Below are 20,634 nucleotides of genomic sequence, written 5' to 3' on the forward strand. Positions count from 1 at the left end.
GCCTGTGTCCGAAATTAAAGTACCCGATCTGGGCGAATCCATTTCCGAAGGAACGATTTACAAATGGCTGGTTAAAGAGGGCGATACTGTCGGCCAGGGGGATGTGCTTGCTGAGCTTGAAACCGACAAGGTCAATCTTGAAATCAGCGCGGAGGAGGACGGCGTCATCTCCTCCATCCTGCGCCAGGCCGGCGAGAATGTAGCCGTTGGCGAGGCTATCGGCGTGATCGGCAGCGCAGACGCTGCTGCCGGAAGTGCGCCGCAGGCCGCTGCGGGCGGTAAGCCCGAGGCGGCACCTGCGCCAGGCAGCGTTGCACCTGCCGCTGCCGCACCTGTGGCAGCGCCTTCGGACGCTGCCGTTCCTGCCGCCGCACCCGAAGGTGCGGCAGGCAATGCGGCCCTGGCTTCGCCGGGGGCGCGCAAGCTCGCGCGTGAGCGGGGCATCGACCTCGGCGAGGTCAGCGCCCGCGACCCTATCGGCCGGATTGGCCAGGCCGATGTGAAGGACCATGGCGCAGCCGGCCCAGGGGCCGCTGCGCCCGTGTCTCCGGCGCCGCAGGGCAAGCCGGAGCCTGCCAAAGCTGCGGCGGGCAAAGCGCCGCAGCAAGAGGACGGCAAGGCCGTGGAGCGCAAGCGCATGTCGCGCAGACGGCTGACGATCGCCAGCCGCCTGGTCGAAGCGCAGCAGACCGCGGCCATGCTGACCACCTTCAACGAGGTGGACATGACTGCCATCCTCGACATCCGCAAGCGCCGCAAGGATGCCTTCAAAGAGAAGCATGAAGTCGGACTGGGCTTCATGTCCTTCTTCACCAAGGCTGTGATCGGCGCGCTCAAAGCCTATCCGCTGCTGAATGCTGAGATCGACGGCGAGGATCTGCTGCTCAAGAGATATTATGACATCGGCATCGCCGTCGCTGCCAAGGAAGGGCTGGTAGTGCCGGTCGTCCGCAATGCGGACCGGCTCAGCTTCCCTGAGATCGAACGGCGGATCGGCGAGCTCGCCTCCAAAGCACGCGCCAACACGCTCAGCCTGCAGGAGCTGCAGGGCGGCACGTTCACCATCACCAATGGCGGCGTGTTCGGCTCGCTCTTGTCCACGCCGATTCTCAATACGCCGCAGGTTGGTATCCTCGGCATGCACAAGATCCAGCTCCGTCCGATCGCCCTGGACGAAGAAAGAAGCGCCAACCGCCCGATGATGTACATCGCGCTTTCCTACGATCACCGGATCGTGGACGGTTCCGAAGCGGTAAGCTTCCTCGTCAAAGTCAAGGAATTGCTGGAGGACCCGGAAGCATTGCTGCTTGAAGGCTAACACGCCCTCAAGAGGCCGCTCTTCATCGCCAGCGTATGGATAATCACATACCAAGAGGGATACGAAGACAGCTCCATCGTCCTCGTATCCCTCTTTTCTTTAACGAACCGTTATCTACTATAAGCTGGGCCACTTTCGCGAACTGGTACCTCGGACTGTGAGTCCTGACACTTAAAACAATGAACCCGTTCTCCACATGACCGCCGCGTAAGCCGTTACTGTGATCAGCAGCCCTGAGGTTGCAGCCGTTTTGCCGGCAAATCTTATTCCGCTCCGGCTCCGGACCTGCTCCAGTCCCCTTATCCGCGCCATAACGCGCTCCGTTACGTTAATGCTCGGCAACTGCTCCTCACGGGCAGCGGCTCCTATTATATCTTGGTATCCGCTATGGATTCCGGTTCTTTTCAAGAGATCCCCTCCTCTGTCTATAAATTCCCTGACTTTCCGTTTAATCCGTTCCAGCCGCTTGTGCAGCGCATTAGGACTGCTATTTCAGAATGTGGCCCATCTCCAGAAAAGTCAGCTCCTCAAACAACCGCAGCACAAGAATATTCCGCTCCTCCAGTGCAGCCATCAGCGCTAACTCCAGGGCAGGGCTAAACAGCTGCGCTTCCATCTGTTGCTCCGCACTCCAGCAAATTAAGACAATGATTGCCGGCAATTGTATAGCTCTATAACACTTGCGCCCTGCAAAAAGCCTAAGCCTGAATTATATTCTGTACGCCCCGAGCTATTTTCCATCCTATACATTCGAGTAGCGGCTGCACCTTCCTCCTACCCGATCTGGACAATCCATTTCCGAAGGAACGATCTACAAATGGCATGATTTTTATCCCCGCTTAAAATGGGTGCTTGACTTTGAGCATACTCCAAGTAGTACATTCATCACAGGTGGCCACCGTATCTTGGAACATGAAAAGGGGAAACAAGAAATGACACAACCAACAACCGTTCTGATCACAGGGGCAAATAAAGGGATCGGCTATGAAACGGCCCGGCAGCTCGGAGCCCTCGGCCATACAATTTTGATCGGCTCACGCGATGAGCAGCGGGGCAGCGAAGCAGCCGCCGCTTTGGTAAAGGAAGGCGTCGATGCACGCTTTATCCAGCTTGATCTGCAGAACCAGGATAGCATTGCAGCAGCAGTGCAGACTATTGCCAAGGAATATGCTGGTCTTGATGTGCTAATCAACAATGCGGGCATTTCCCTTGGAGGCAGTGCTGCTCCCAGCCAATTGCGGATGAATGACCTCAAAGTCACATTCGACACCAACTTTTTCGGTACGATTGCCGTAACTAAGGCTATGCTTCCACTGCTATTGCAATCTCCTGCTGGGCGGATTGTCAACATGTCGAGCGGTCTGGGTTCCTTAACCTTCAACAGCGACCCCCATCACGAGCATGCCGAATTTAATCTGCTTGCCTACAATAGCTCCAAAGCAGCGCTTAATATGGCTACAATTACTTTTGCCAAGGAATTCAAGGATACTCCGCTCAAGGTTAATTCTGGCGATCCCGGCTTCACTGCCACCGATCTCAATGGCTTCACCGGCCATCGTACCGTGGAGCAAGCGGCGGTTATTGCCGTACGTCTGGCGACACTGGATGCGGATGGCCCGACAGGAGGATTTTTCGACGAGAATGGAGAAGTTCCTTGGTAACATTACTCAAGGAGGTTTCCATGAATATCACCACGCAGGAAATTCCCGATACCGTCACCTCCATCAGCCAGGCTGCCGAGCTGACCGGCTTGACTGAGGATACGATACGCTATTATGAGCGAATTGGTCTGCTACCCTATGCCGACCGCAAACCTAACGGCCATCGGCACTACAGCAAGGATCAGATTCTGGGCATTCGTTTCCTGATGCGCCTCAAGGCTACGGGAATGACGCTGGAAGAAATGCGGCATTATCTGACACTGACCCATCAGGGCGGGGGTACGCTATCCGAACGGTACACTCTGCTAGAGGAACACAATGATAAAATTTCCCGTGAGATTGCAAAGCTTCAAGAGACGCAAGAGGTTATCCGCTATAAGCTCCGCCACTTTCGCGAGCTGGCGGAGAATCCGAATACCGATTCTTATGACTGTGAGGCTCCGAAGAGCAGCGGGCAATAAGCAGCTCAGGAAAGAGTCAGACTGCTGATTGCCAGACACCGTCCAATACCGAACCCGGCGTTCACATCCATGTGGAGACCGGGTCCGATGTATTCTATTCCGTTATCACCACACCACTATATAAAAGAGATATCGCCAGCCGTTTCCACGAAGGGCCGGGATATCTCTTTTTTGAATAACTATTCTCTTTGTCTGTATACTTCTTAAGCCAACATGTTTGTATATGGTTAAGCCGTATGCCGTGATGGCTTGAGGCTCATTCCCTTTTCTCTTGCCTGTCTCTGCACCGGAGGCTTTAAGGAAACCGCCAGAAGACAGGCTACAATACACAGTGCGCCGATGACGATGAAGGTAGGCTTGAACCCGCCGAGAGAAGCGGCGATGAACGAGCCGGACAACGCCCCGATTCCGAAGCCCTGATAGACAATGCCATAGTTCTTGCTATGGTTCTTAAGGCCGAAGAAGTCGCTGACAATCGCCGGGAACACCGTAATGTTACCCCCGAAGCAGAAAGCAATGGCGGCCACACAAGCAAAGAACAGGCCGTAGCTCAAGGTCGCATAGCTTAGGGTTAGCATCGCTAGGGCTGTGACCAGCAGCGTGGCACTGACCAGCTTCAATCGGCTCATACGGTCGGACAACGCTCCAAGAATCAGCCGTCCTGCAGTATTGAAGATCGCGATCATCGCAACGGCATTAGCCGCTGTAGCGATATCCAGACCCGCCAGCTGTACCCCGATATCCTTAACAATGCCAATCAGGTAGAGACCGCTCATGCAGGCGGTGAAGAAAATTACAAACAGCAGGTACGCTTCCTTGGTGCGCAGCATTTCTTTGACGGTATAGTCTTTCACTGCAGCCGGAATTGTTGCGGCAGAGGAATCCGTCCCTCTGCTGTTTGCTTGTGCCAGTGCCGGAGCAGCCACAGGAGCTTCCCTGACCAGTAGCGAACCCGCGACAACCATGATCATAACGGCCAGGCCCCAATACAAGAAGGTATTCGATACGCCTGCCGACTCGATCAGGCTGCCGTTGATATATTTGAAGATCAGACTCCCGGTTCCGTAAGCGCCGACCGATACGCCGGAGATCAAGCCTTTATGTTTAGGGAACCACTTAATCAGATTGGATAACGAAGTAATATAGGCCGTACCATCGGCATAACCCACGACTACGCCGGCCAGCAGGTAGAACATCAGGAGGGAATTGGCCTGCGAGCTAAGCATCAGACCGAGCCCCAGCATAATCCCGGCGGAAGCAGTCAGCTTGCGGAGGCCGAACCGGTCCTGCAGTTTACCGGCAAACAAGGTTGCGAAGGCAAGGGCAAAGCTCGTAATGGAAAAAGTTATCGAAACAGCGCTGAGCTCAAAGCCGAATTTGCTGACAAGCTGCGCATTAAACAGGCTCCACGTGTAGATTGTGCCCAGTCCCATTTGCATAATCACTGTACCCAGCACGATCATCCAGCGCTTACTGCCAGATTTAGCCGTAGTCATGAGTCATTCCTTCTTTCTCTCTATTGTCGCTGCAAGGGCTTTCTTTGCTCCTTCATTGTAGCGAAACAACGCTTTCTTGAGAGAAATCGGGAATGAGATGACCGAATGCGGGAATGAAATGCCGCTACAGGCGCATGATCTGCCTGAATTCCTTGACCTTGCTGCGGCTTACCGGCACTTCAAAGTCCAAATCACGAAGCCGGAGCAGATACGTATTATTGAACCAAGGGATAATTTCCTTGATCTTGGACAGGTTCACAAGATAGGACCGGTGGCAGCGGAAGAAGCTGTCCTGCGGCAGCCGGCTGTGGAACTCGCTGATGCTCAGAGCCATGCTGTATTCCTCTCCCTTAGTCATCACGCTCGTTGTCTTCTCCTGCGCTGATGCATAATAAATCTCGTCGGCATCGACGACGATGATCTTCTCGTTTTTCCACAGATTGACCTTGTTGCTGACCGCAAGATGCCCTTCTTCTCTGGGACGGCTACGCGCCGCGAATGCCGCTTCCAGCTTGTTCAGCATGGCTTTCATCCGCGATTCACTGTAGGGCTTCAGAATATAGTCGAATGCTTCAATCTCGAAAGCGTCGGCGGCATGCTCCTTGTAGGCAGTGATAAATACTATATAGGGTTTGACCGAGAACCTGCTGATATTCTGGGCCAGCAGCACGCCGTCGATGGACGGAATATTGATATCCAGAAAAATCACATCGACTTCCTCAGCCTGCAGAAATTTCAGCGCATCCAGTCCGTCCTCAAACTCGGCGGTGATCACTATATCGCTGTGTGCTCCGATCAGAAAGGCAAGCTCACTCCTTGCCAGCACTTCATCCTCTACAATTATCGCTCTCATCGCTTCTCCTTTGTGACGTCGAAATAAATGTCCGTCCCTTTATCCAGCCGGTGAATAGTCAGACCCTTGCCATAAATCAGCTTTACCCGCTGTTGTACGTTATATAGCCCGATTTTGTTATCCGGCATGCTTCCGCTGTAGACCTTCTCCATCGTCTCCTGCGCGATACCCGCTCCGGTATCGGCGATGCCGATCCGTACGGTCTCTCCCCGGTCCTTCACCGAAATCGTTACCGTGCCCGGTCCCTTCACTTTTAAAATGCCGTGAACAATCGCATTCTCCACCAGCGGCTGAATAATCAGGCTGGGAATACGCACCTCCACTTCGTCGATATCATACTCAACGGCCAGGCGGCTGCCGAAGCGGGCTTTTTCAATCTCCACATATTGCTGGACCTGCTGCAGCTCACGCCGGATATCAATAAATTCATCGGTCAGCTCCAGATTGTATCTCATATAGCCTGACAGGTTGATGATCAGCTCCCGCGCCTTATCCGGGTTGATCCGGATCAGGGAACTAATCGCGTTCAGCGCATTGAACAGAAAATGGGGATTAATGCTCGTCTGCAGCGCCTTCAGCTCAGCTTTGTTGGCCATCTCCTTAATGCCTTCGACCCGCGATACCTCCATCAGCGTAGAGATCATCTGCGACAGCCCTACTGCCATTGCCTGCAGTGAGTAAGTGATTTTATGGGCTTTGGTATAGTAAATTTTAAGTGCTCCGGTCACTTCGCCTTTCTCTTTCAGGGGAATGATAATCAGTGACCGGATTGCCCGGTTCATATATTCAGTATCGTCATCGCGGATCGTAATTTCGCCGTCCCTCAGCGTCTTTTTCGTCTCTTCACTGATAATCTCGTTCGTCTCGGTGTAGTATTCCTCCCCCACTCCCACATAGGCGCGGATGAATCGGGTATCCGTGATCGCTACCGCATCGGCACCGATGTCCTCCTTGATAATCCCGCAAATGGTGCGCAGCGACTGGGGATTAATGTTGCGGAAATACGGCAGCGTCTTATTGGCAATGTCCAGAGCCAGCTTGGACTGCTTCGCGGCGATCCGTTCCTTCTCCCCCTCCACACTCTGGACAAGCATAACAATGAGGCCGACACTGATCTGACCCACAATCATCGGAAAAGCGATCTTCGAAACGATATCCACACCCAGCGATGAAGGATCTGCCATAACCAGAATAAGCAGCATGGTCAGTGCTTCGCAGCCCATCCCGGCCAGAATGCCGGCAATCCAGCGGCGGTCAGCCGAGGTCCGGCGGTAAATAACGCTGGATACAATTCCCGCCGTGACACTTGTAATCAGGCAGGGCACGGAAGTCACGCCGCCGATATCAATCAGAAAACGGTGAACCCCGGATATAATGCCGGTAATCAGTCCGACCCAAGGACCAAACAGAATCCCGCCGGCCATGATAGCGATAATCCGCACATTTACCAGCGAGCCGTCGACTTTAATGCCGCTGTAGGTTCCGAAGATCGCGAACAGGCTGAAGATCACCGTCACGATCACAAGATCCTGTGGAGCGTAAGCCCCTTTGACAAAAATCTCTTTAAACCGCGGCAGCCGGGTCAACACAAACAGGCACATCAACAGCAGTGCCGCCCTTTCGAACAGTTGCAGCAATATCGTCAAGTTATGTTCCACAGCCACGCCTCCAATGGTCAATCTACCGGTCCATTATAAGATGTGCCAAATCATAATAGCAATCCGCCCTATTGTCTTTTTAGAGTACCCAAGCCTGTAAATTGGGCCTTATAATAAAGGCATCGGATAAAAATCCCGTTGCTTTATGTAGTTCAACTATTTAAAGGAGGACCTATGCTGCTGATCCATACGGAGGAAGATCTCCTGCGGGCCGTGAGAGAAGACCCGTGGATGATGAATATTCTATCTGCCGCCCGAGCGCTAATGCTGCCCGATTCCTGGGTCTGCGCCGGATTTGTCCGCTCTAAAGTCTGGGATGTCCAGCATGGATTTACGGAAAGAACACCGCTGGCAGATATTGATGTTATTTATTATGATAGCAACGACATCCGCGAAGAGACCGAAAAAGCCTGGGAAGCGCAGCTGCGAGCTGCCGATCCTTCTATCCCCTGGTCGGTCAAAAACCAGGCGAGAATGCATGTGGTTAACGATATTCCGCCCTATACCTCTTCTGCCGACGGCATGTCCAAATTTCCCGAGACGGCAACCGCGCTTGGGCTTTCGCTGGATGAACACGGTAATTTAAGGTTGGCCGCCCCTCATGGCATCCAGGATGTCATCCAAATGGAGCTCAGACCCACTCCGAGTTTTATAAGCAACCGCCAGTTGCACTCTATCTATGAGAAACGGATCGCCAGCAAGAATTGGAGGTTGTTATGGCCTCGGGTGCAAATTACAGCTGTCGGCCAGCTCGCCCAAGAAGATAGGAACGCTTGGTAATATCACTTCAGAACATTTACGAGCAACACCCTTGCCGCCTTTTTACTGTCTCCGTCCAACCAGACTCTGACTGTAGGGGCGACTGGGGATGATTCTACTATGGAGACCAGGCCGGAAATCGTACTTTCTTCGTAGGTGGTGATGATCCTATTTTGATCAGACGCCAAGTGCCTGATAATGATTTTGGTGGAGGCACCTACTGGAATGGTACTATTCTCTTGCCCAAGTTCTGTTGTTTCCGCTGTTTTCTTCAGCATACTATACTTAGGATTGTTATATAGGGTTATAGCGTCAGTCTGGGCAGCGGTCAAATCGCCGAACAGATCCGCCGTACTCTCATCTACGCCTGTCATGAGCTGCTTATTCTCATCTATGTATTCCATCTCCTGATCGGCAAAAGGCAGCAGGCTGCGATCCAGCACCCCCGTCACAACACCTCCGCCAAGTCCCGCCAGTAAAAAGAATCCAATGATCGCTGCAAGGAGCTGGTTTCCGGAAGGAGCGATCTTGAAGAGTGCTTTATACAAGGCTACGCCAATCACACCTCCTGCACAGTTCAACAGAATATCGTCAATATCACTGCTTCCCAGCGCAAAGATATATTGAATGATTTCAAAAGCTATACTAACCGAGAAGACGAAAACAAACTTAAATCCCCAGTTCCTGCTCTTTCCTATATAAGCTGCGGCAAGGCCTAAGGGGATAAAAATCCCGATGTTGCCCAATACATTGGTCACCATTCTATCGCTGCCGATGGATTCATCTGTAAAAAATCTGTAAATCGTATGGAAGGGGATCAAGTTCACACTTCTTAAGGCTGCGTCACCCTCTCGAATTTACAATTATGATAATTATTGTATACCATATGAGCGGGAGTTCAAATGATAGATAAATAGAAGAAGGGCAGACTCAACGCAGAAATTCCTGCAGTGAGTCTGCCCTTCTTCACTTATTCTATTGTCTTTAAGCGCCGGTTTGTTCCAGCATCCCCCGGGCAATCCATACCCCGGCGGCTCCGGCTTGAGCCAGACCGCGGGTAATGCCCGCACCGTCTCCGCCGCAGTACAGTCCGGAAATTTCCGTCTCCAGATTGTCCGTAAGCTTCGGACGGGCCGAATAAAATTTCGCCTCTACTCCATAGAACAACGTATGTTCGGAGGCGATACCCGGAGTTACTTTTTCCAGCGCTTCCACCATTTCAATCAGGCTCTTCATGGTGTTGTACGGCAGTACCAGTCCCAGATCGCCGGGTACCGCTTCCTTCAGCGTCGGCTCCAGGAATCCTTCCTTGATTCGCGTTTCCGTTGAACGCCGGCCACGGAGAATATCACCGTATTTCTGTACAATCACGCCGCCGCTGGACAAATCGTTCGCCCGCTTGCAGATTTCCCGGGCATATTCATTGGGCTTGTCGAAGGGCTCGGTGAACGTATGCGAGACCAGCAGGGCAAAGTTGGTATTCTTCGAACCCAGTGCAGGGTCTTTATAGGAATGTCCGTTGGCCGCCATCACACCGCTGTGATTTTCCACAACAACATGTCCTGACGGATTGCTGCAGAAGGTGCGGACACGGGTGCCTACAGATGTATTGAAAATGAATTTCCCCTCATAGAGATGTTCATTGATCTCCCGCATTACCACATCCGAAGTTTCGACTCTTACACCTACATCGACCTGATTATTGTACATTTTCAGCCGGCGCTTCTTCAGCACCTCGGTCAGCCAGGCCGAACCGTCACGGCCCGGGGCAATCATAACCTTATCCGCCTCATGGCTTTCCCCGTTTTTCAGCGTAATGCCTGTAATGCGGTGCGTTCCATTGTCTTTTACGGTTACTATATCCTGAACCTCTGTCTTGAACAGCATTTCAATACGTGTTTTCAAATATTCGTATATGGATTTAAGGATTTCCAAATTTTGCTCTGTCCCCAGATGGCGTACCTGTGCCCGCAGCAGCTTCAGTCCGGCAGCGTAACCCCGTTGCTCAATATTGCGGATACTCTCGGTTGTCGGATCGGTAATGACCGGTGTTGCGCCATGCTCCAGGTTAATGCTGTCTACATATTCGATCAGCTCCAGAACTTTGGAGGGTGCCAAATAATCGGTCATCCAGCCGCCGAACTCCGTCGTGATATTAAATTTGCCGTCACTGTAGGCCCCTGCTCCCCCGAAACCGGCAGTAATTGAACAGGCAGGCAGACAGCCGGCAAATTCCTTGCGCCCCGAAGCGGGCGGACAGAGCTTGATCTTCTCCTCAAGGATCGGGCAATTACGGCGGTAAATATCATGACCCTTGTCCACAAGCAGCACCTTCAAATCAGGCGCCTTTCGTGTCAATTCATAGCAGGCGAATATTCCAGCCGGACCCGCACCAACGACAATCACATCATATTTACTCATCTGTTTCTCTGTTCCTCCTAGGGAGAAACGGCATCGCCGTACTCATGCAGGCCATTATCCGTTTCTGCGAAAATAGATAGTTTATTAACCACAACACAAAAATCCCGGATACTTCATAGGTATGCAAAATGCACCCTATTCGTAGCCAGGAATTTACGGTCCCCTGTAGAAACCCCCAAACCTTATCTTTGAGGATATACGAACAGCTTAACTTTATTATATGAGCCAATAGAAATTTTACAGATTATTCACGAATGTGTCAAGGACAAAACCATACAATAATTCGCCTTTAGATCCTAATTAGAGAATTTTTAACTATATCTCCTGATTTCAATTCACTTAAACACGAACATTATTAGATGAATTTCAGTGGAAGGAAACCTGAGGTATTTGTCGAATATATAGTTATATCGCCACTGGAAAAGAGGAACCGCTCATGCACATCCCAACGCTAACTCCTCGCCAAATCTATTGGAATCGGGTACTCCTCAATACATTCTGGATGGTGCTGATTGTACATTTGGCAAGCCAGCTATTTGCCTCCCTGTCTATGTGGGGACATCTTCCACAATTTACGAGCGGGCAATATTTTATTCCCCATATGCTGATTCCAGATTCGACCATATTTGCTCTAATTGTCGTTCTGGAAGCTGTCTACAAGTGGAAGCCCTTATTTTCAGAGTTTTCAATAATTTTCACCAGCCATATTTACGCAATTTTGATGATTTCAAATCTTAGCCCGGAATATCATGTTAAACCCCTGATCATGCTCCTCCCATTGCTCGTCTCTATGATTTATCTGAAACAAAGCTATATGAAGGTTTCCTCAGCCGTCTGTCTGCTGTACGCCGTTATGCTGTTTCTTAATACATCGCCCTATGACTATACGCTGCGAATTGAGCATATTATAATCGCTCTCATCTTCGCCGGAACATCCCTGGCTGGATTCGGGGTGATCGTCAGAGGCCGCGAGCTCATACAATCACTGGAGAACTCTATGAAATCCGAGCAGGATCTGCGCATTCAGAATATCATTATGGACCGTCTGTCCAAGATCGACCCCCTAACGGATTTGTACAATCACAAAACCTTTCATGAGTATTTAGGCTGGCTGATTGAGCATCAGCAGAGCAACCCCTTCCCGATGCAGCTGGCGGTGATGGATATTGATAATTTCAAAAAGGTAAATGACCAATATGGGCATTGGGTCGGAGATATCGTCCTTAAGCAGGTTGCAGGAATGGTATTGAAGCATATTGGCTCAGATGACTTTGCCGCACGTTACGGCGGAGAGGAATTCGTCATTATTCTCACCGCCAAGAAGCTGGAGGAATCAAGCGAAATTATAGGGCGGATCTTAACGGGGATTGCAGGCATGCCAGTCACCGAAATGGACGGTAAATCCGTAACGGTGAGTATCGGGATGCATGACTATCGGGGCGAGGATTCCAAGAGCTCCACCTTTCAGCAGGCGGACGATGCCCTGTACGAAGCGAAGAAGACCGGCAAGAACAAAATTATCATTTTCTAAGCCGTCCAGTAGACATATGAGGAGACTTTCCCAAGACTATTCCTGCGTGAAAATATAAGCGAGCCCGCGGACTGTATCGTCCCGGGCTCGCTTTGCTATGCAGCTATCTCTATTTCTGTTTCTATTTCTATTTCAATAATGAGGCTCCAGCAGTTCCCATACTCCGCGCTCGGGAACCGGCCTGCTGATTAAATAACCCTGTACCTTATCGCAGTCGAATTGCTTAAGAAATTCCAGCTGTCTGGCATCCTCTACTCCCTCAGCTACCACATCAAGACCCATTTTGTGGCCGAGAACGATGATCGTCTGAACAAAGGATTGGCTGTAGGCCTTATCCTCCAGAGAATCTATAAAGATTTTATCCATCTTCAGTGTGGAAATCGGCAGCTGCTGCAAATAACTCAAAGAAGAATACCCTGTTCCGAAATCATCCAGGGCGATACGGATCCCGCGCGACTTAAGGAATCCCAGCTTGCTTACAGTGCTTTCGAAGGATTCCATAAATATGGATTCCGTGATTTCGAGTTCCAGGCAGCTGGGCTCAAGTCCGCTTTCCGCAAGGCTGTCCAGCACCATTTCCACGAAATCATCCTGCAGCAGCTGAATGATCGAAATGTTGACGGATATTTTATATGGAATTCCGGTGCGGTCATGTACGCTTTTCATGAACCTGCTGGCTTCTCTAAGAACCCATTCGCCGATATATATAATCAGCCTGGAATCCTCGGCAATCTTGATAAATGACAGCGGTGATACAAAACCAAGCACAGGACTGTTCCAACGAATCAAGGCCTCAAAGCCGGAAATCATCCCGGTCCCGATCTCCACCTGCGGCTGATAATGAAGCTCAAATTCATTGTTGTTCATCGCACTTCGCAGATGCTTCTCAATGTTCATCCGTTCATTAAACGCGGTATGCATGGACTTATCATAGACTACATACGTGCTTTTGCCCTCTTCTTTGGCCCGGTACATCGCCACATCGGCATTCTTCAGAATCTCCTCTGTGGTCTCCCCGTCTTCCGGATAGAAGGAGATTCCGATGCTGACAGAGACATACAGATTGCTTTCTCCGATAAGGAAAGACCTGCGGAATGACCGCATGATGTCCTCCGCCAAATTCAGCACGGCTTCACGGTCATCCGTATCCTTGAGGAAAATTACAAATTCATCTCCGCCGAGTCTCGAGAGCATGGCTCTTTCATCCACAAGCGACTGCAGCCGTTCACTGGCTTTGCGGATGAGAATATCACCCGACTTATGACCCAGCGTATCATTGATGTATTTGAAATTGTCGGTATCCACAAACAAGAGCGCCGCTTTGCCGCCCGGCCGCTGGAAGTAATTCTCCATCGTCTCCAACAGGCTGAGGCGGTTGGGCAGATTACTGAGTGAGTCCACATAAGCCAAACGGTGCATATTCTTCTGATTTTCGACCAGCATATCATATTGTCCTACCAGTTCCTGCTGTGTTGCCGTAAGCTGCTCATACGTCGCCTCCAGCTCCTGATAGCTGTTACTCAGCTTGAACTCAGCTTGCTTGCGTTTGCTGATGTCAATCAGGGAACCCAGGAACAGCACAATCCTGTCCTTTGGATCGACAATCGCTTTGCCGCGCACCTCAAACCATACATAGTTGCCGTCATGGGTTCGCATGCGGTATTCAGTCTCGTAAATCGGGGTCAACCCGGACAGATGCTCTTGTCTCGCCTTTCGTGCAGTCTCCTGGTCATCGGGATGAATGATACTGAGCACCCCGCCGTCGAACGAGTTGATTTCTTCTTCATTGTAGCCCATCACTTCGTACCAGCGGTCAGAAAGCTTATAGACCCCTGTCTCCCAATCCAGCTCCCACATATAAGCACCGGAGCTTTCTGAGGCCAGGCGGAACCGGCGTTCACTGACCCCCAGCTTGTTAAGCTGTTCCTGCAGCTCCACCTCTGCCGCCGCCAGCTCCTCATAGGTCGACTCCAGCTCCTCGTAGCTGAGCTGAAGCTTAAGCTCACTCTCCTTGCGCTCATCAATATCCAGTCCAACCAGTACGAAGATGTCCTCAGCCTGCTCATCCATCCCCTTAATCAGAGTAGTCCGTATGGAGAAATAGCGGGCATCCGGCACATGATCGGGAAGCCGCACTTCAACGTTGCCTGCGTAGTCCTTGTACACCGCTTTGATAAGGAGATCTCTGAGCAAGGCTGCGCTGCCTTCCAGACCGGGAATATCATCGAGGCTTATTCCAAGCATGTCCTGCTCCTTCAGCCCCGTCATCTTTTCCGCATACTGATTGAAACGCACGATTCTCTTATCACCCTGCACCGCCCAGACAATCATCCCGGTATGCTCAATAACATCCTCAAAAAATTCCTGCTCGGAGTGGATAGTCCGGCGTAAATGCCTGATGTAAGCCCTTATTAGAACAATACCAAAAAGCAGCACACAGAAGCCGATGACAATTCCTGAAATGATCCTCCCTTTGGTTAGGGATTGGTACTCATCCGAATGAGCGAAAAAATATTGCCGGTACAGCTCCTCAAAAGCACCGGACCGCTGCAGCCGTTCCAGCCGTGCATTAACGTAGGAGACCAGCTCCGGTGCTGATTTGCTGATACCATAAGCGATATCCTCAGGGTATAAATTACTCATTTTATGAATAATCGCACCGGTTAATCCACGGTCAACAATCAAATAATCGACAACGCCCTGATTCTCGAACAAGAGATCAATCTCGCCTTTCTGCAGAGCCTCCAGCGCTTCTGGTACTGTTGCATATTCTATGTAATGTGAGACTCCTGCTTTGCCGTGCAGCACCATCTCGGAGTACTGACCTTTGCCCACTCCTACCTTATAGTTCTCCAAGGTGCTTAGCTTCACTTCTTCTTTCAGCGCCTGGCGCGAATAGACAGAGATATAGCTTTTGAACACAGGCTTAGAGAACAATGCCTGCTTCTTTCTCTCCTCCGTAACGGCCATAAGTCCGGTGGTATCAATCTCTCCGTCAATTAGCCGTTTATACGTTTCCTCCCATTCGCCGGTGCTGTATTGAATCAGATAATCCTGCTTCTCAAAAATCATACTTGTCAGGTCAATATCAAAGCCGGTCAGATATCCGTCCTGTATGTATTTATAAGGCGGATAACCCAGCTCTGTCTGATACCTTATCTCTTGTCTTTCAGCGTGAGCGGCAGCAGGGGGTGCAATCATGAGCACAATGCTAATTAGAAGGATGAGTTTACACCGCTTCATCGCAATTCTCCTTTTTCCAATAAAAATCGGGCTAAGAGCATTTATAAGAAGCTGTATTCGACAAAAAATGGTATGGTTCCTGCAAGTTACCCGATCTATTGTGATAAATTGTGCAAATATACCAGTTCACTTCCCCGCTTGAGCAAAGTGCTGCACTGTCCATTACAAAGACAATTCATCTTTTTAATTTATTTATATTGCTTTTTTAGCTTAAAATGTGGATAATAGCAATAACACTTGATAATGATTATCATTATTAAATAAACGAATACATTCAATTCACTATATGGAGTTAAAAGGAGACTGAACACCCATGAACTCAGCCAATACCCGGACCGCTCTGCAGGTTGACGACTATCTGGATCTGCTCAATCTTGCTGTTAAAGTTGGAGATTTGAAATGGCAAAAGGAAATTAAATCCAGATTACAATATATTCTCTGCCTGCAAATCAGATAATGATCGTGCAGAATGCCGCATTCCCGGATTACGGGGGTGCGGCTTTTTTTGTTTCCATTTATAGAAAAACAATTGATACAAGCTGCAAAAGGGCCATTAATTGCTTAAAAGTGCATCTGCAAAGCTTAGAATGTTTAATGATATAGTATAATAATCGGCATAATATACTGAACAATAGTCCTATAGATCGGAGCGTGCCAGTTTGAAAAAATATATTTCCTTGTTCCTGATCATCAGCCTGCTATGGATGCCAAGTATCTATGCGGCAGCGATTCCCGCTCAGCAGGGACTGGTTACCGATGAAGCCGGTCTGCTCACAAAGCAGGAGACAGCTGCTATTGCCGCTATTGCTGAGGGAGACCGCTATACCATCCGGGTGCTGACTGTCGATTCTTTGGATGGCGCCGAGCCTGGCACCTATGCCACTGACGTCTATGATTCCTGGGGCCTGACGCCGCAGGATGTTCTCCTTCTGATCTCTGCCGGAGACCAGAGAGTTGAACTGAACTTCAACAATCCGGGCCTACAGGACTATATCAATTCCTGGTCTCAAGCTCAAGGCGGAGCCTTGGATACCGCAGCCCTCACGGGGCTGCTGGACACGTATTTTAATCCTTATGCCCGGGAAGGGGATTTTGCCGGGGGAATCCGTTCCATGATTCAGAAGCTGCACTCCTTCGGCGGCACTGGCAGCAGCAGCGACCCAGGCCTTGGACTGCTAAAGTTGGCCGGCATTGTCATTGGGATAGCGCTGCTGGCATTAGTGCTGTATGTGCTGTTCACCGGCCTGCGCAGACGGGGGCAGCTCCGCAGCCAGCAGGAGCAGCTGGCCGACTTGCTGGTCCGGGCGAACCGGGCGCTGGAGTCCCTGCAGCCGTTCCAGGGAATTGTTCAAGGCAAGACGGGAGAAATGGTCGAGGGAATCTCCAAGCGGCTGTCTGCACAGCTGGTGGAGATCTCCGCATTGCAGAGCAGTCAAAGCTCACAGCCCCCCTTCTACCGTCTGAAGGCGCTCAAGGCTGCCAGCTCACAGTTGCAGCAGACTGAAATAGCTTTCCGCTCCTCGCTGGAGGAAGAAGAGCAGCACATTGCCGTAATCAGTGATGCTGACCGCAACGTTAAACAGCAGATTACCGAACTGAAGAAGGAAGCGCCTGAATTGAACCTCCAGCTTCAGAGTGCGGTCAAGGAGACCGGCTATGGGCTGCAGGAAATTGCTGATGATCTGAAAGAGCTGGCTGAAGAGACCGCCAAAGCGGATGAGCTGGAGCTGTTCGACCCAATTGCCGCACAGGATATGACCGGGGAGGCGCAGGAGAAGCAGGCGCAGATCGAGCAGGACCTGCACGATGTCGATACGTATGACGACAAATTGAATAACTTTTCTGGAGTTCTGGCGGCTGCCCGCAGCACAATCGCCGCATTGATCGAACAGAATTCCCTCCACAATATGAAGGTCAAACCTTATGAGAATCTGGATCAGGCCTCCGCAGCAGCCGCAACACTTGAAGCTCCCCTGCGCAGCGGAGACATGGATGAAGTGCGCAAAATCGCTGCCCGTATGGATTCCCTGCTAGGCGATGCCATTGCCATGACAGAGCGCCAGGCCCTGATCCGCCAGAACAACCTGAGGGATCTGGATACGATCCGCAGCCGTTGGAGCGGGCTGTCTCAGCGGCGCAATGAGCTGAACAGCCGGATCTCCGAAGCCCGCAGCCGGTTTGCGGAGATCCATCTGACCCAGCTTGAGGAGGTAATGGAGACTGCGGGAACACAGCTCCGTCAGGGTGCGGGAGAAGTTCCGCAGATCGAAACCTGGACCAATGACCAGCGGGGGGAATATGACAATGCCCGCAATAGCCTGGACCAGCTGCTCAAACTTCAGGAAGAAACCGCCCAGAAGTTCGACAATGTCGGCGAAAGTCTCAATATGCTGGGCCAACGCTTAGCTAACGTCACCCGGCTCCTGCCGGAAGGACAGGAGCGTGTGGATACGGCCCAGCGGCGGCTTCAAAGCAAGGGAATCGCCTCCAGAAGCCAATTCCAGCTCTCCCTGATCCCTGAGTATGGTGAACTGGAGCAGCGGCTGTCCATCCGGCCTTATAACCTGGATGAACTGGAAGCTGTGGCACATGCCTACGAGTCCCGGATTTCCTCCTTCGTGGAGGAAGCGAACCGTCTCGTACGCCAAAAAGAAGAAGAGGAGCGCCTGGCACAGCTGGCCATCCTGCGGGAACAGCAGCGCCGGGAGCAGGCACGCAAGCGTGGCTCCTCTTCGGGCGGCTTCGACGGCGGCAGATCATCCGGCGGTTCCTCTTGGGGAGGCGGCGGCCGCTCGACTGGCGGATCATCCTGGGGCGGTGGCGGCGGCAAATCCGGCAGAAATTCCTCTGGCGGCTCCAAATGGTAGACAGCGAACATATCTATGCAAAACGCCACCGGCCCGGAAACGGGCCGGTGGCGTTTTTGACTTGAACTCTTTTTCACTTTTCATTCGTTTTTTTCTGAAATAACCAGAAATATCCAGAAAAACAATGAAAATGATAGAACGGCTTCATTATATGAGTATACAAGGCCCCATATATATCAATATGTAAATTTTTGTATTTATTTGAACATTGAGTAAAATGAACATTAGACTTACGATTATTTTGTTAATTAATTCCAAATAAGGACGAAGGAAGGCGATCAAACTATAACGCTCACTCTCTCATGCACCGTGGTATATACCCGCATGTAAGTTTCTTAAACACAGTGAAAGGAATGTGAGAACTTGTGAAAAAAGTTGCATTGGTAAGCCCATTAAGAACAGCCGTTGGTTCTTTTAACAATGGACTTTCGTCAGTGAGCGCCTCAGAATTGGGGGCAAACGTGATGACAGCCTGCCTTCAGCAAAGTCAACTAGAGCCTGCATTGATTGATCAAATTTACTTAGGAAATGTCCTTCAAGCAGGCACTGGCCAAAATCCTGCCAGACAGGCGGCACTAAAAGCCGGCATTCCCATTGAAGTACCTGCATCAACAATAAACACGGTTTGCGGTTCAGGGCTTCATGCCGTCGCTTTAGCTTACAACTCTATTTTGGCAGAACAAGGCGGCGTCCTCTTAGCTGGAGGTATGGAGAGCATGTCGAACGCCCCTTATGTACTAAGGAATGCACGAAATGGCTACAAGCTGGGCAACAGTGAATTGATAGACACCGTGGTAGCCGACGGCCTTACGTGTCCCATCAACAAATATCATATGGGAATTACCGCAGAAAACATTGCCGCGAAATATAACATTTCAAGACTTGAGCAGGATGAATTTGCCTATGGAAGCCAGATCAAGGCTATAGAAGCAAAAAACAAGCATGTTTTTGCAGAGCAGATTGTTCCCGTTCTGACCAAAACCAAAAAAGAGAATATTTGGTTCTCAGAGGATGAACATGTAAGAGGAGATGCAAGCAAAGAAAAACTTTCTAATTTAAAACCTGCATTTAAAACAAACGGATCGGTTACCGCCGGAAATGCCTCGGGGATCAATGATGGAGCGGCGGCTGTACTTGTTATGTCGGAAGACAAATGCAAGGAACATGCGGTTCAACCGTTGGCCTATATCAAGGGTTATTCACTTGTTGGCGTTGACCCTGCATATATGGGGATGGGCCCGGTGAAAGCCGTTTCGTCACTTCTTAAGGATCAGGGAATCTCCCTTGATGCCATCGATCTGTTTGAGATTAATGAAGCCTTCGCTGCACAAGCATTAGCGGTAATAAAAGAGCTTGGGGTCAGCCCGGAGAAGGTGAATGTCAATGGCGGTGCAATCGCGATTGGACACCCTGTCGGTGCAAGCGGAGCGAGGATATTGGTTACGCTTGTGCATGAAATGGTACGAAGCTCTGCGCGTTATGGCATAGCCTCGTTATGTATCGGAACGGGTATGGGAATCGCGATGCTAATTGAGAATGCACTCATCTAACACTCTTCTATAAGAAAGGGAGATCCGATTGTTATGAATCCACAAGAGATTTTTTCACTACAGTCCATGCCTGCAGCCAGCGCTAGTTATGGCCGTCCCCCCTACCGCTTCATCGACAGGGAATTTTTTATAATTACCTATGAATCCGATCCCGCTGCGATTAGACAGGCGGTCCCGGAGCCTCTTCAGCCGGATGGAAGCAACACCGTTTCCTATGAATGGATCAAGATGCCTGATTCATCCGGTCTAGGAAGCTATGAGGAGAGCGGCATTGTCATCCCGTGTACCTTTCAGGGCGAACCCTGCAATTTTGTTGCCCAAATGTATTTGGATAACGCACCTGCTATTCTTGGGGGACGTGAAATTTGGGGGTTCCCCAAAAAATGGGCGAATCCCCGCCTGAGTGTTGAAGGTACAGAAACGCTGACCGGTACATTACATTATAACCATGCCCTGGTGGCCATGGGAACCATGCCTTTCAAACATAACATTCTCAGTGAAAAGGACACGGCTACAGCCATCGCAAAAACCCAAGTGAATCTAAAATTAATTCCCGATGTTGATGGTGGCCCTAAAATTGCGCAGTTAGTGGCGTACAATCTCGAGAATATTACAGTAAAGGGCGCCTGGTCAGGGCCGGCCCGGTTAAGTCTGACACCCCACGTCCATGCTCCTGTGGCAGATTTTCCTGTTAAGGCGTATATCGGCGGCAAACATTTTATTGCCGATTTAACACTGCCATACGCAAGAGTCATTCATGATTATCTCCAGTAAACTTTGCTTTCCAAGTGGAAACGGCTACGCCGTCCTTTTAAA

General features: G+C 50.6%; 17 protein-coding genes and 1 riboswitch. Of the genes, 9 read left to right on the top strand and 8 right to left on the bottom strand.

The window, feature by feature from the left end; all coding sequences use genetic code 11:
- Nucleotides 1-4: 4 nt before the first annotated feature.
- Entirely contained in the window at nucleotides 5-1,318 is a 1,314-nt protein-coding gene (odhB, locus tag AC3WT9_RS24515; RefSeq protein ID WP_341377098.1) for a 2-oxoglutarate dehydrogenase complex dihydrolipoyllysine-residue succinyltransferase, read from the top strand.
- 171 nt (nucleotides 1,319-1,489) lie between these two features.
- On the opposite strand, the gene AC3WT9_RS24520 is transcribed toward odhB, so the two are convergent.
- Nucleotides 1,490-1,726, bottom strand: coding sequence for a hypothetical protein (locus AC3WT9_RS24520; protein ID WP_341377097.1), 237 nt, complete (start codon nucleotides 1,724-1,726; stop codon nucleotides 1,490-1,492).
- 79 nt (nucleotides 1,727-1,805) lie between these two features.
- Complete coding sequence (locus AC3WT9_RS24525; RefSeq protein WP_341089375.1) at nucleotides 1,806-1,979, bottom strand: hypothetical protein; 174 nt, start codon at nucleotides 1,977-1,979, stop codon at nucleotides 1,806-1,808.
- A 271-nt stretch (nucleotides 1,980-2,250) separates the two neighbouring features.
- On the opposite strand from AC3WT9_RS24525, the gene AC3WT9_RS24530 reads away from it, so the two are divergent.
- Nucleotides 2,251-2,979: an SDR family oxidoreductase gene (locus AC3WT9_RS24530; RefSeq protein WP_341377096.1), complete on the top strand. Its 729-nt coding sequence runs from the start codon at nucleotides 2,251-2,253 to the stop codon at nucleotides 2,977-2,979.
- A 20-nt stretch (nucleotides 2,980-2,999) separates the two neighbouring features.
- Nucleotides 3,000-3,440, top strand: a complete 441-nt coding sequence (locus AC3WT9_RS24535; protein ID WP_341089371.1) for a MerR family transcriptional regulator — start codon at nucleotides 3,000-3,002, stop codon at nucleotides 3,438-3,440.
- 227 nt (nucleotides 3,441-3,667) lie between these two features.
- Here AC3WT9_RS24535 and AC3WT9_RS24540 read toward each other — a convergent pair whose 3' ends face one another.
- The 3 genes from AC3WT9_RS24540 to AC3WT9_RS24550 form a co-directional block, all read right to left on the bottom strand.
- A complete protein-coding gene (locus AC3WT9_RS24540; RefSeq protein ID WP_341089369.1) occupies nucleotides 3,668-4,936 on the bottom strand; it encodes an L-lactate MFS transporter in 1,269 nt (422 codons plus the stop codon).
- Between the two features lie 124 nt (nucleotides 4,937-5,060).
- The gene (locus AC3WT9_RS24545; RefSeq protein WP_341089367.1) at nucleotides 5,061-5,789 is read right to left on the bottom strand and encodes a LytR/AlgR family response regulator transcription factor; all 729 of its coding nucleotides are present in this window, start codon (nucleotides 5,787-5,789) and stop codon (nucleotides 5,061-5,063) included.
- Entirely contained in the window at nucleotides 5,786-7,447 is a 1,662-nt protein-coding gene (locus AC3WT9_RS24550; protein ID WP_341377093.1) for a LytS/YhcK type 5TM receptor domain-containing protein, read from the bottom strand. The genes AC3WT9_RS24545 and AC3WT9_RS24550 overlap by 4 nt, the downstream gene beginning before the upstream one ends.
- A 177-nt stretch (nucleotides 7,448-7,624) precedes the next feature.
- Between AC3WT9_RS24550 and AC3WT9_RS24555 the strand changes: the two genes are divergently transcribed.
- Complete coding sequence (locus tag AC3WT9_RS24555) at nucleotides 7,625-8,227, top strand: nucleotidyltransferase family protein (RefSeq protein WP_341097522.1); 603 nt, start codon at nucleotides 7,625-7,627, stop codon at nucleotides 8,225-8,227.
- A gap of 2 nt (nucleotides 8,228-8,229) precedes the next feature.
- On the opposite strand, the gene AC3WT9_RS24560 is transcribed toward AC3WT9_RS24555, so the two are convergent.
- Together AC3WT9_RS24560 and AC3WT9_RS24565 are read right to left on the bottom strand one after the other, a co-directional pair.
- A complete protein-coding gene (locus AC3WT9_RS24560) occupies nucleotides 8,230-9,027 on the bottom strand; it encodes a VanZ family protein (protein ID WP_492407988.1) in 798 nt (265 codons plus the stop codon).
- A 163-nt stretch (nucleotides 9,028-9,190) separates the two neighbouring features.
- A complete protein-coding gene (locus AC3WT9_RS24565; RefSeq protein ID WP_341089364.1) occupies nucleotides 9,191-10,627 on the bottom strand; it encodes an NAD(P)/FAD-dependent oxidoreductase in 1,437 nt (478 codons plus the stop codon).
- A 122-nt stretch (nucleotides 10,628-10,749) separates the two neighbouring features.
- Nucleotides 10,750-10,849: riboswitch (purine riboswitch) on the bottom strand.
- Between the two features lie 214 nt (nucleotides 10,850-11,063).
- On the opposite strand from AC3WT9_RS24565, the gene AC3WT9_RS24570 reads away from it, so the two are divergent.
- Nucleotides 11,064-12,158, top strand: a complete 1,095-nt coding sequence (locus AC3WT9_RS24570; protein WP_492407989.1) for a GGDEF domain-containing protein — start codon at nucleotides 11,064-11,066, stop codon at nucleotides 12,156-12,158.
- Between the two features lie 132 nt (nucleotides 12,159-12,290).
- On the opposite strand, the gene AC3WT9_RS24575 is transcribed toward AC3WT9_RS24570, so the two are convergent.
- Nucleotides 12,291-15,401 (bottom strand): EAL domain-containing protein, encoded by a 3,111-nt coding sequence (locus AC3WT9_RS24575; RefSeq protein ID WP_342480967.1) that lies wholly within the window; start codon nucleotides 15,399-15,401, stop codon nucleotides 12,291-12,293.
- 313 nt (nucleotides 15,402-15,714) lie between these two features.
- Here AC3WT9_RS24575 and AC3WT9_RS24580 point away from each other — a divergent pair, with 313 nt between their 5' ends.
- The 4 genes from AC3WT9_RS24580 to AC3WT9_RS24595 all read left to right on the top strand — a co-directional run bounded on the left by AC3WT9_RS24580 (nucleotide 15,715) and on the right by AC3WT9_RS24595 (nucleotide 20,592).
- Nucleotides 15,715-15,858, top strand: coding sequence for a hypothetical protein (locus AC3WT9_RS24580; RefSeq protein WP_179091777.1), 144 nt, complete (start codon nucleotides 15,715-15,717; stop codon nucleotides 15,856-15,858).
- A gap of 202 nt (nucleotides 15,859-16,060) precedes the next feature.
- Nucleotides 16,061-18,268, top strand: a complete 2,208-nt coding sequence (locus tag AC3WT9_RS24585; protein ID WP_492407990.1) for a TPM domain-containing protein — start codon at nucleotides 16,061-16,063, stop codon at nucleotides 18,266-18,268.
- A 365-nt stretch (nucleotides 18,269-18,633) separates the two neighbouring features.
- Nucleotides 18,634-19,818, top strand: a complete 1,185-nt coding sequence (locus AC3WT9_RS24590) for an acetyl-CoA C-acetyltransferase (protein WP_341377085.1) — start codon at nucleotides 18,634-18,636, stop codon at nucleotides 19,816-19,818.
- A gap of 33 nt (nucleotides 19,819-19,851) precedes the next feature.
- Nucleotides 19,852-20,592 (top strand): acetoacetate decarboxylase, encoded by a 741-nt coding sequence (locus AC3WT9_RS24595; protein ID WP_341377084.1) that lies wholly within the window; start codon nucleotides 19,852-19,854, stop codon nucleotides 20,590-20,592.
- Nucleotides 20,593-20,634: the final 42 nt, after the last annotated feature.

The organism is Paenibacillus sp. EB106-06-01-XG199, from assembly GCF_058791575.1.

Excerpts from the sequence above, each read along its gene's own strand:
- AC3WT9_RS24530 (WP_341377096.1), top strand. The coding sequence starts at position 2,251 with ATGACACAACCAACAACCGTTCTGATCACAGGGGCAAATAAAGGGATC.
- AC3WT9_RS24535 (WP_341089371.1), top strand. The coding sequence starts at position 3,000 with ATGAATATCACCACGCAGGAAATTCCCGATACCGTCACCTCCATCAGC.
- AC3WT9_RS24540 (WP_341089369.1), bottom strand. The coding sequence starts at position 4,936 with ATGACTACGGCTAAATCTGGCAGTAAGCGCTGGATGATCGTGCTGGGT.
- AC3WT9_RS24545 (WP_341089367.1), bottom strand. The coding sequence starts at position 5,789 with ATGAGAGCGATAATTGTAGAGGATGAAGTGCTGGCAAGGAGTGAGCTT.
- AC3WT9_RS24565 (WP_341089364.1), bottom strand. The coding sequence starts at position 10,627 with ATGAGTAAATATGATGTGATTGTCGTTGGTGCGGGTCCGGCTGGAATA.
- AC3WT9_RS24570 (WP_492407989.1), top strand. The coding sequence starts at position 11,064 with ATGCACATCCCAACGCTAACTCCTCGCCAAATCTATTGGAATCGGGTA.
- AC3WT9_RS24575 (WP_342480967.1), bottom strand. The coding sequence starts at position 15,401 with ATGAAGCGGTGTAAACTCATCCTTCTAATTAGCATTGTGCTCATGATT.
- AC3WT9_RS24580 (WP_179091777.1), top strand. The coding sequence starts at position 15,715 with ATGAACTCAGCCAATACCCGGACCGCTCTGCAGGTTGACGACTATCTG.
- AC3WT9_RS24595 (WP_341377084.1), top strand. The coding sequence starts at position 19,852 with ATGAATCCACAAGAGATTTTTTCACTACAGTCCATGCCTGCAGCCAGC.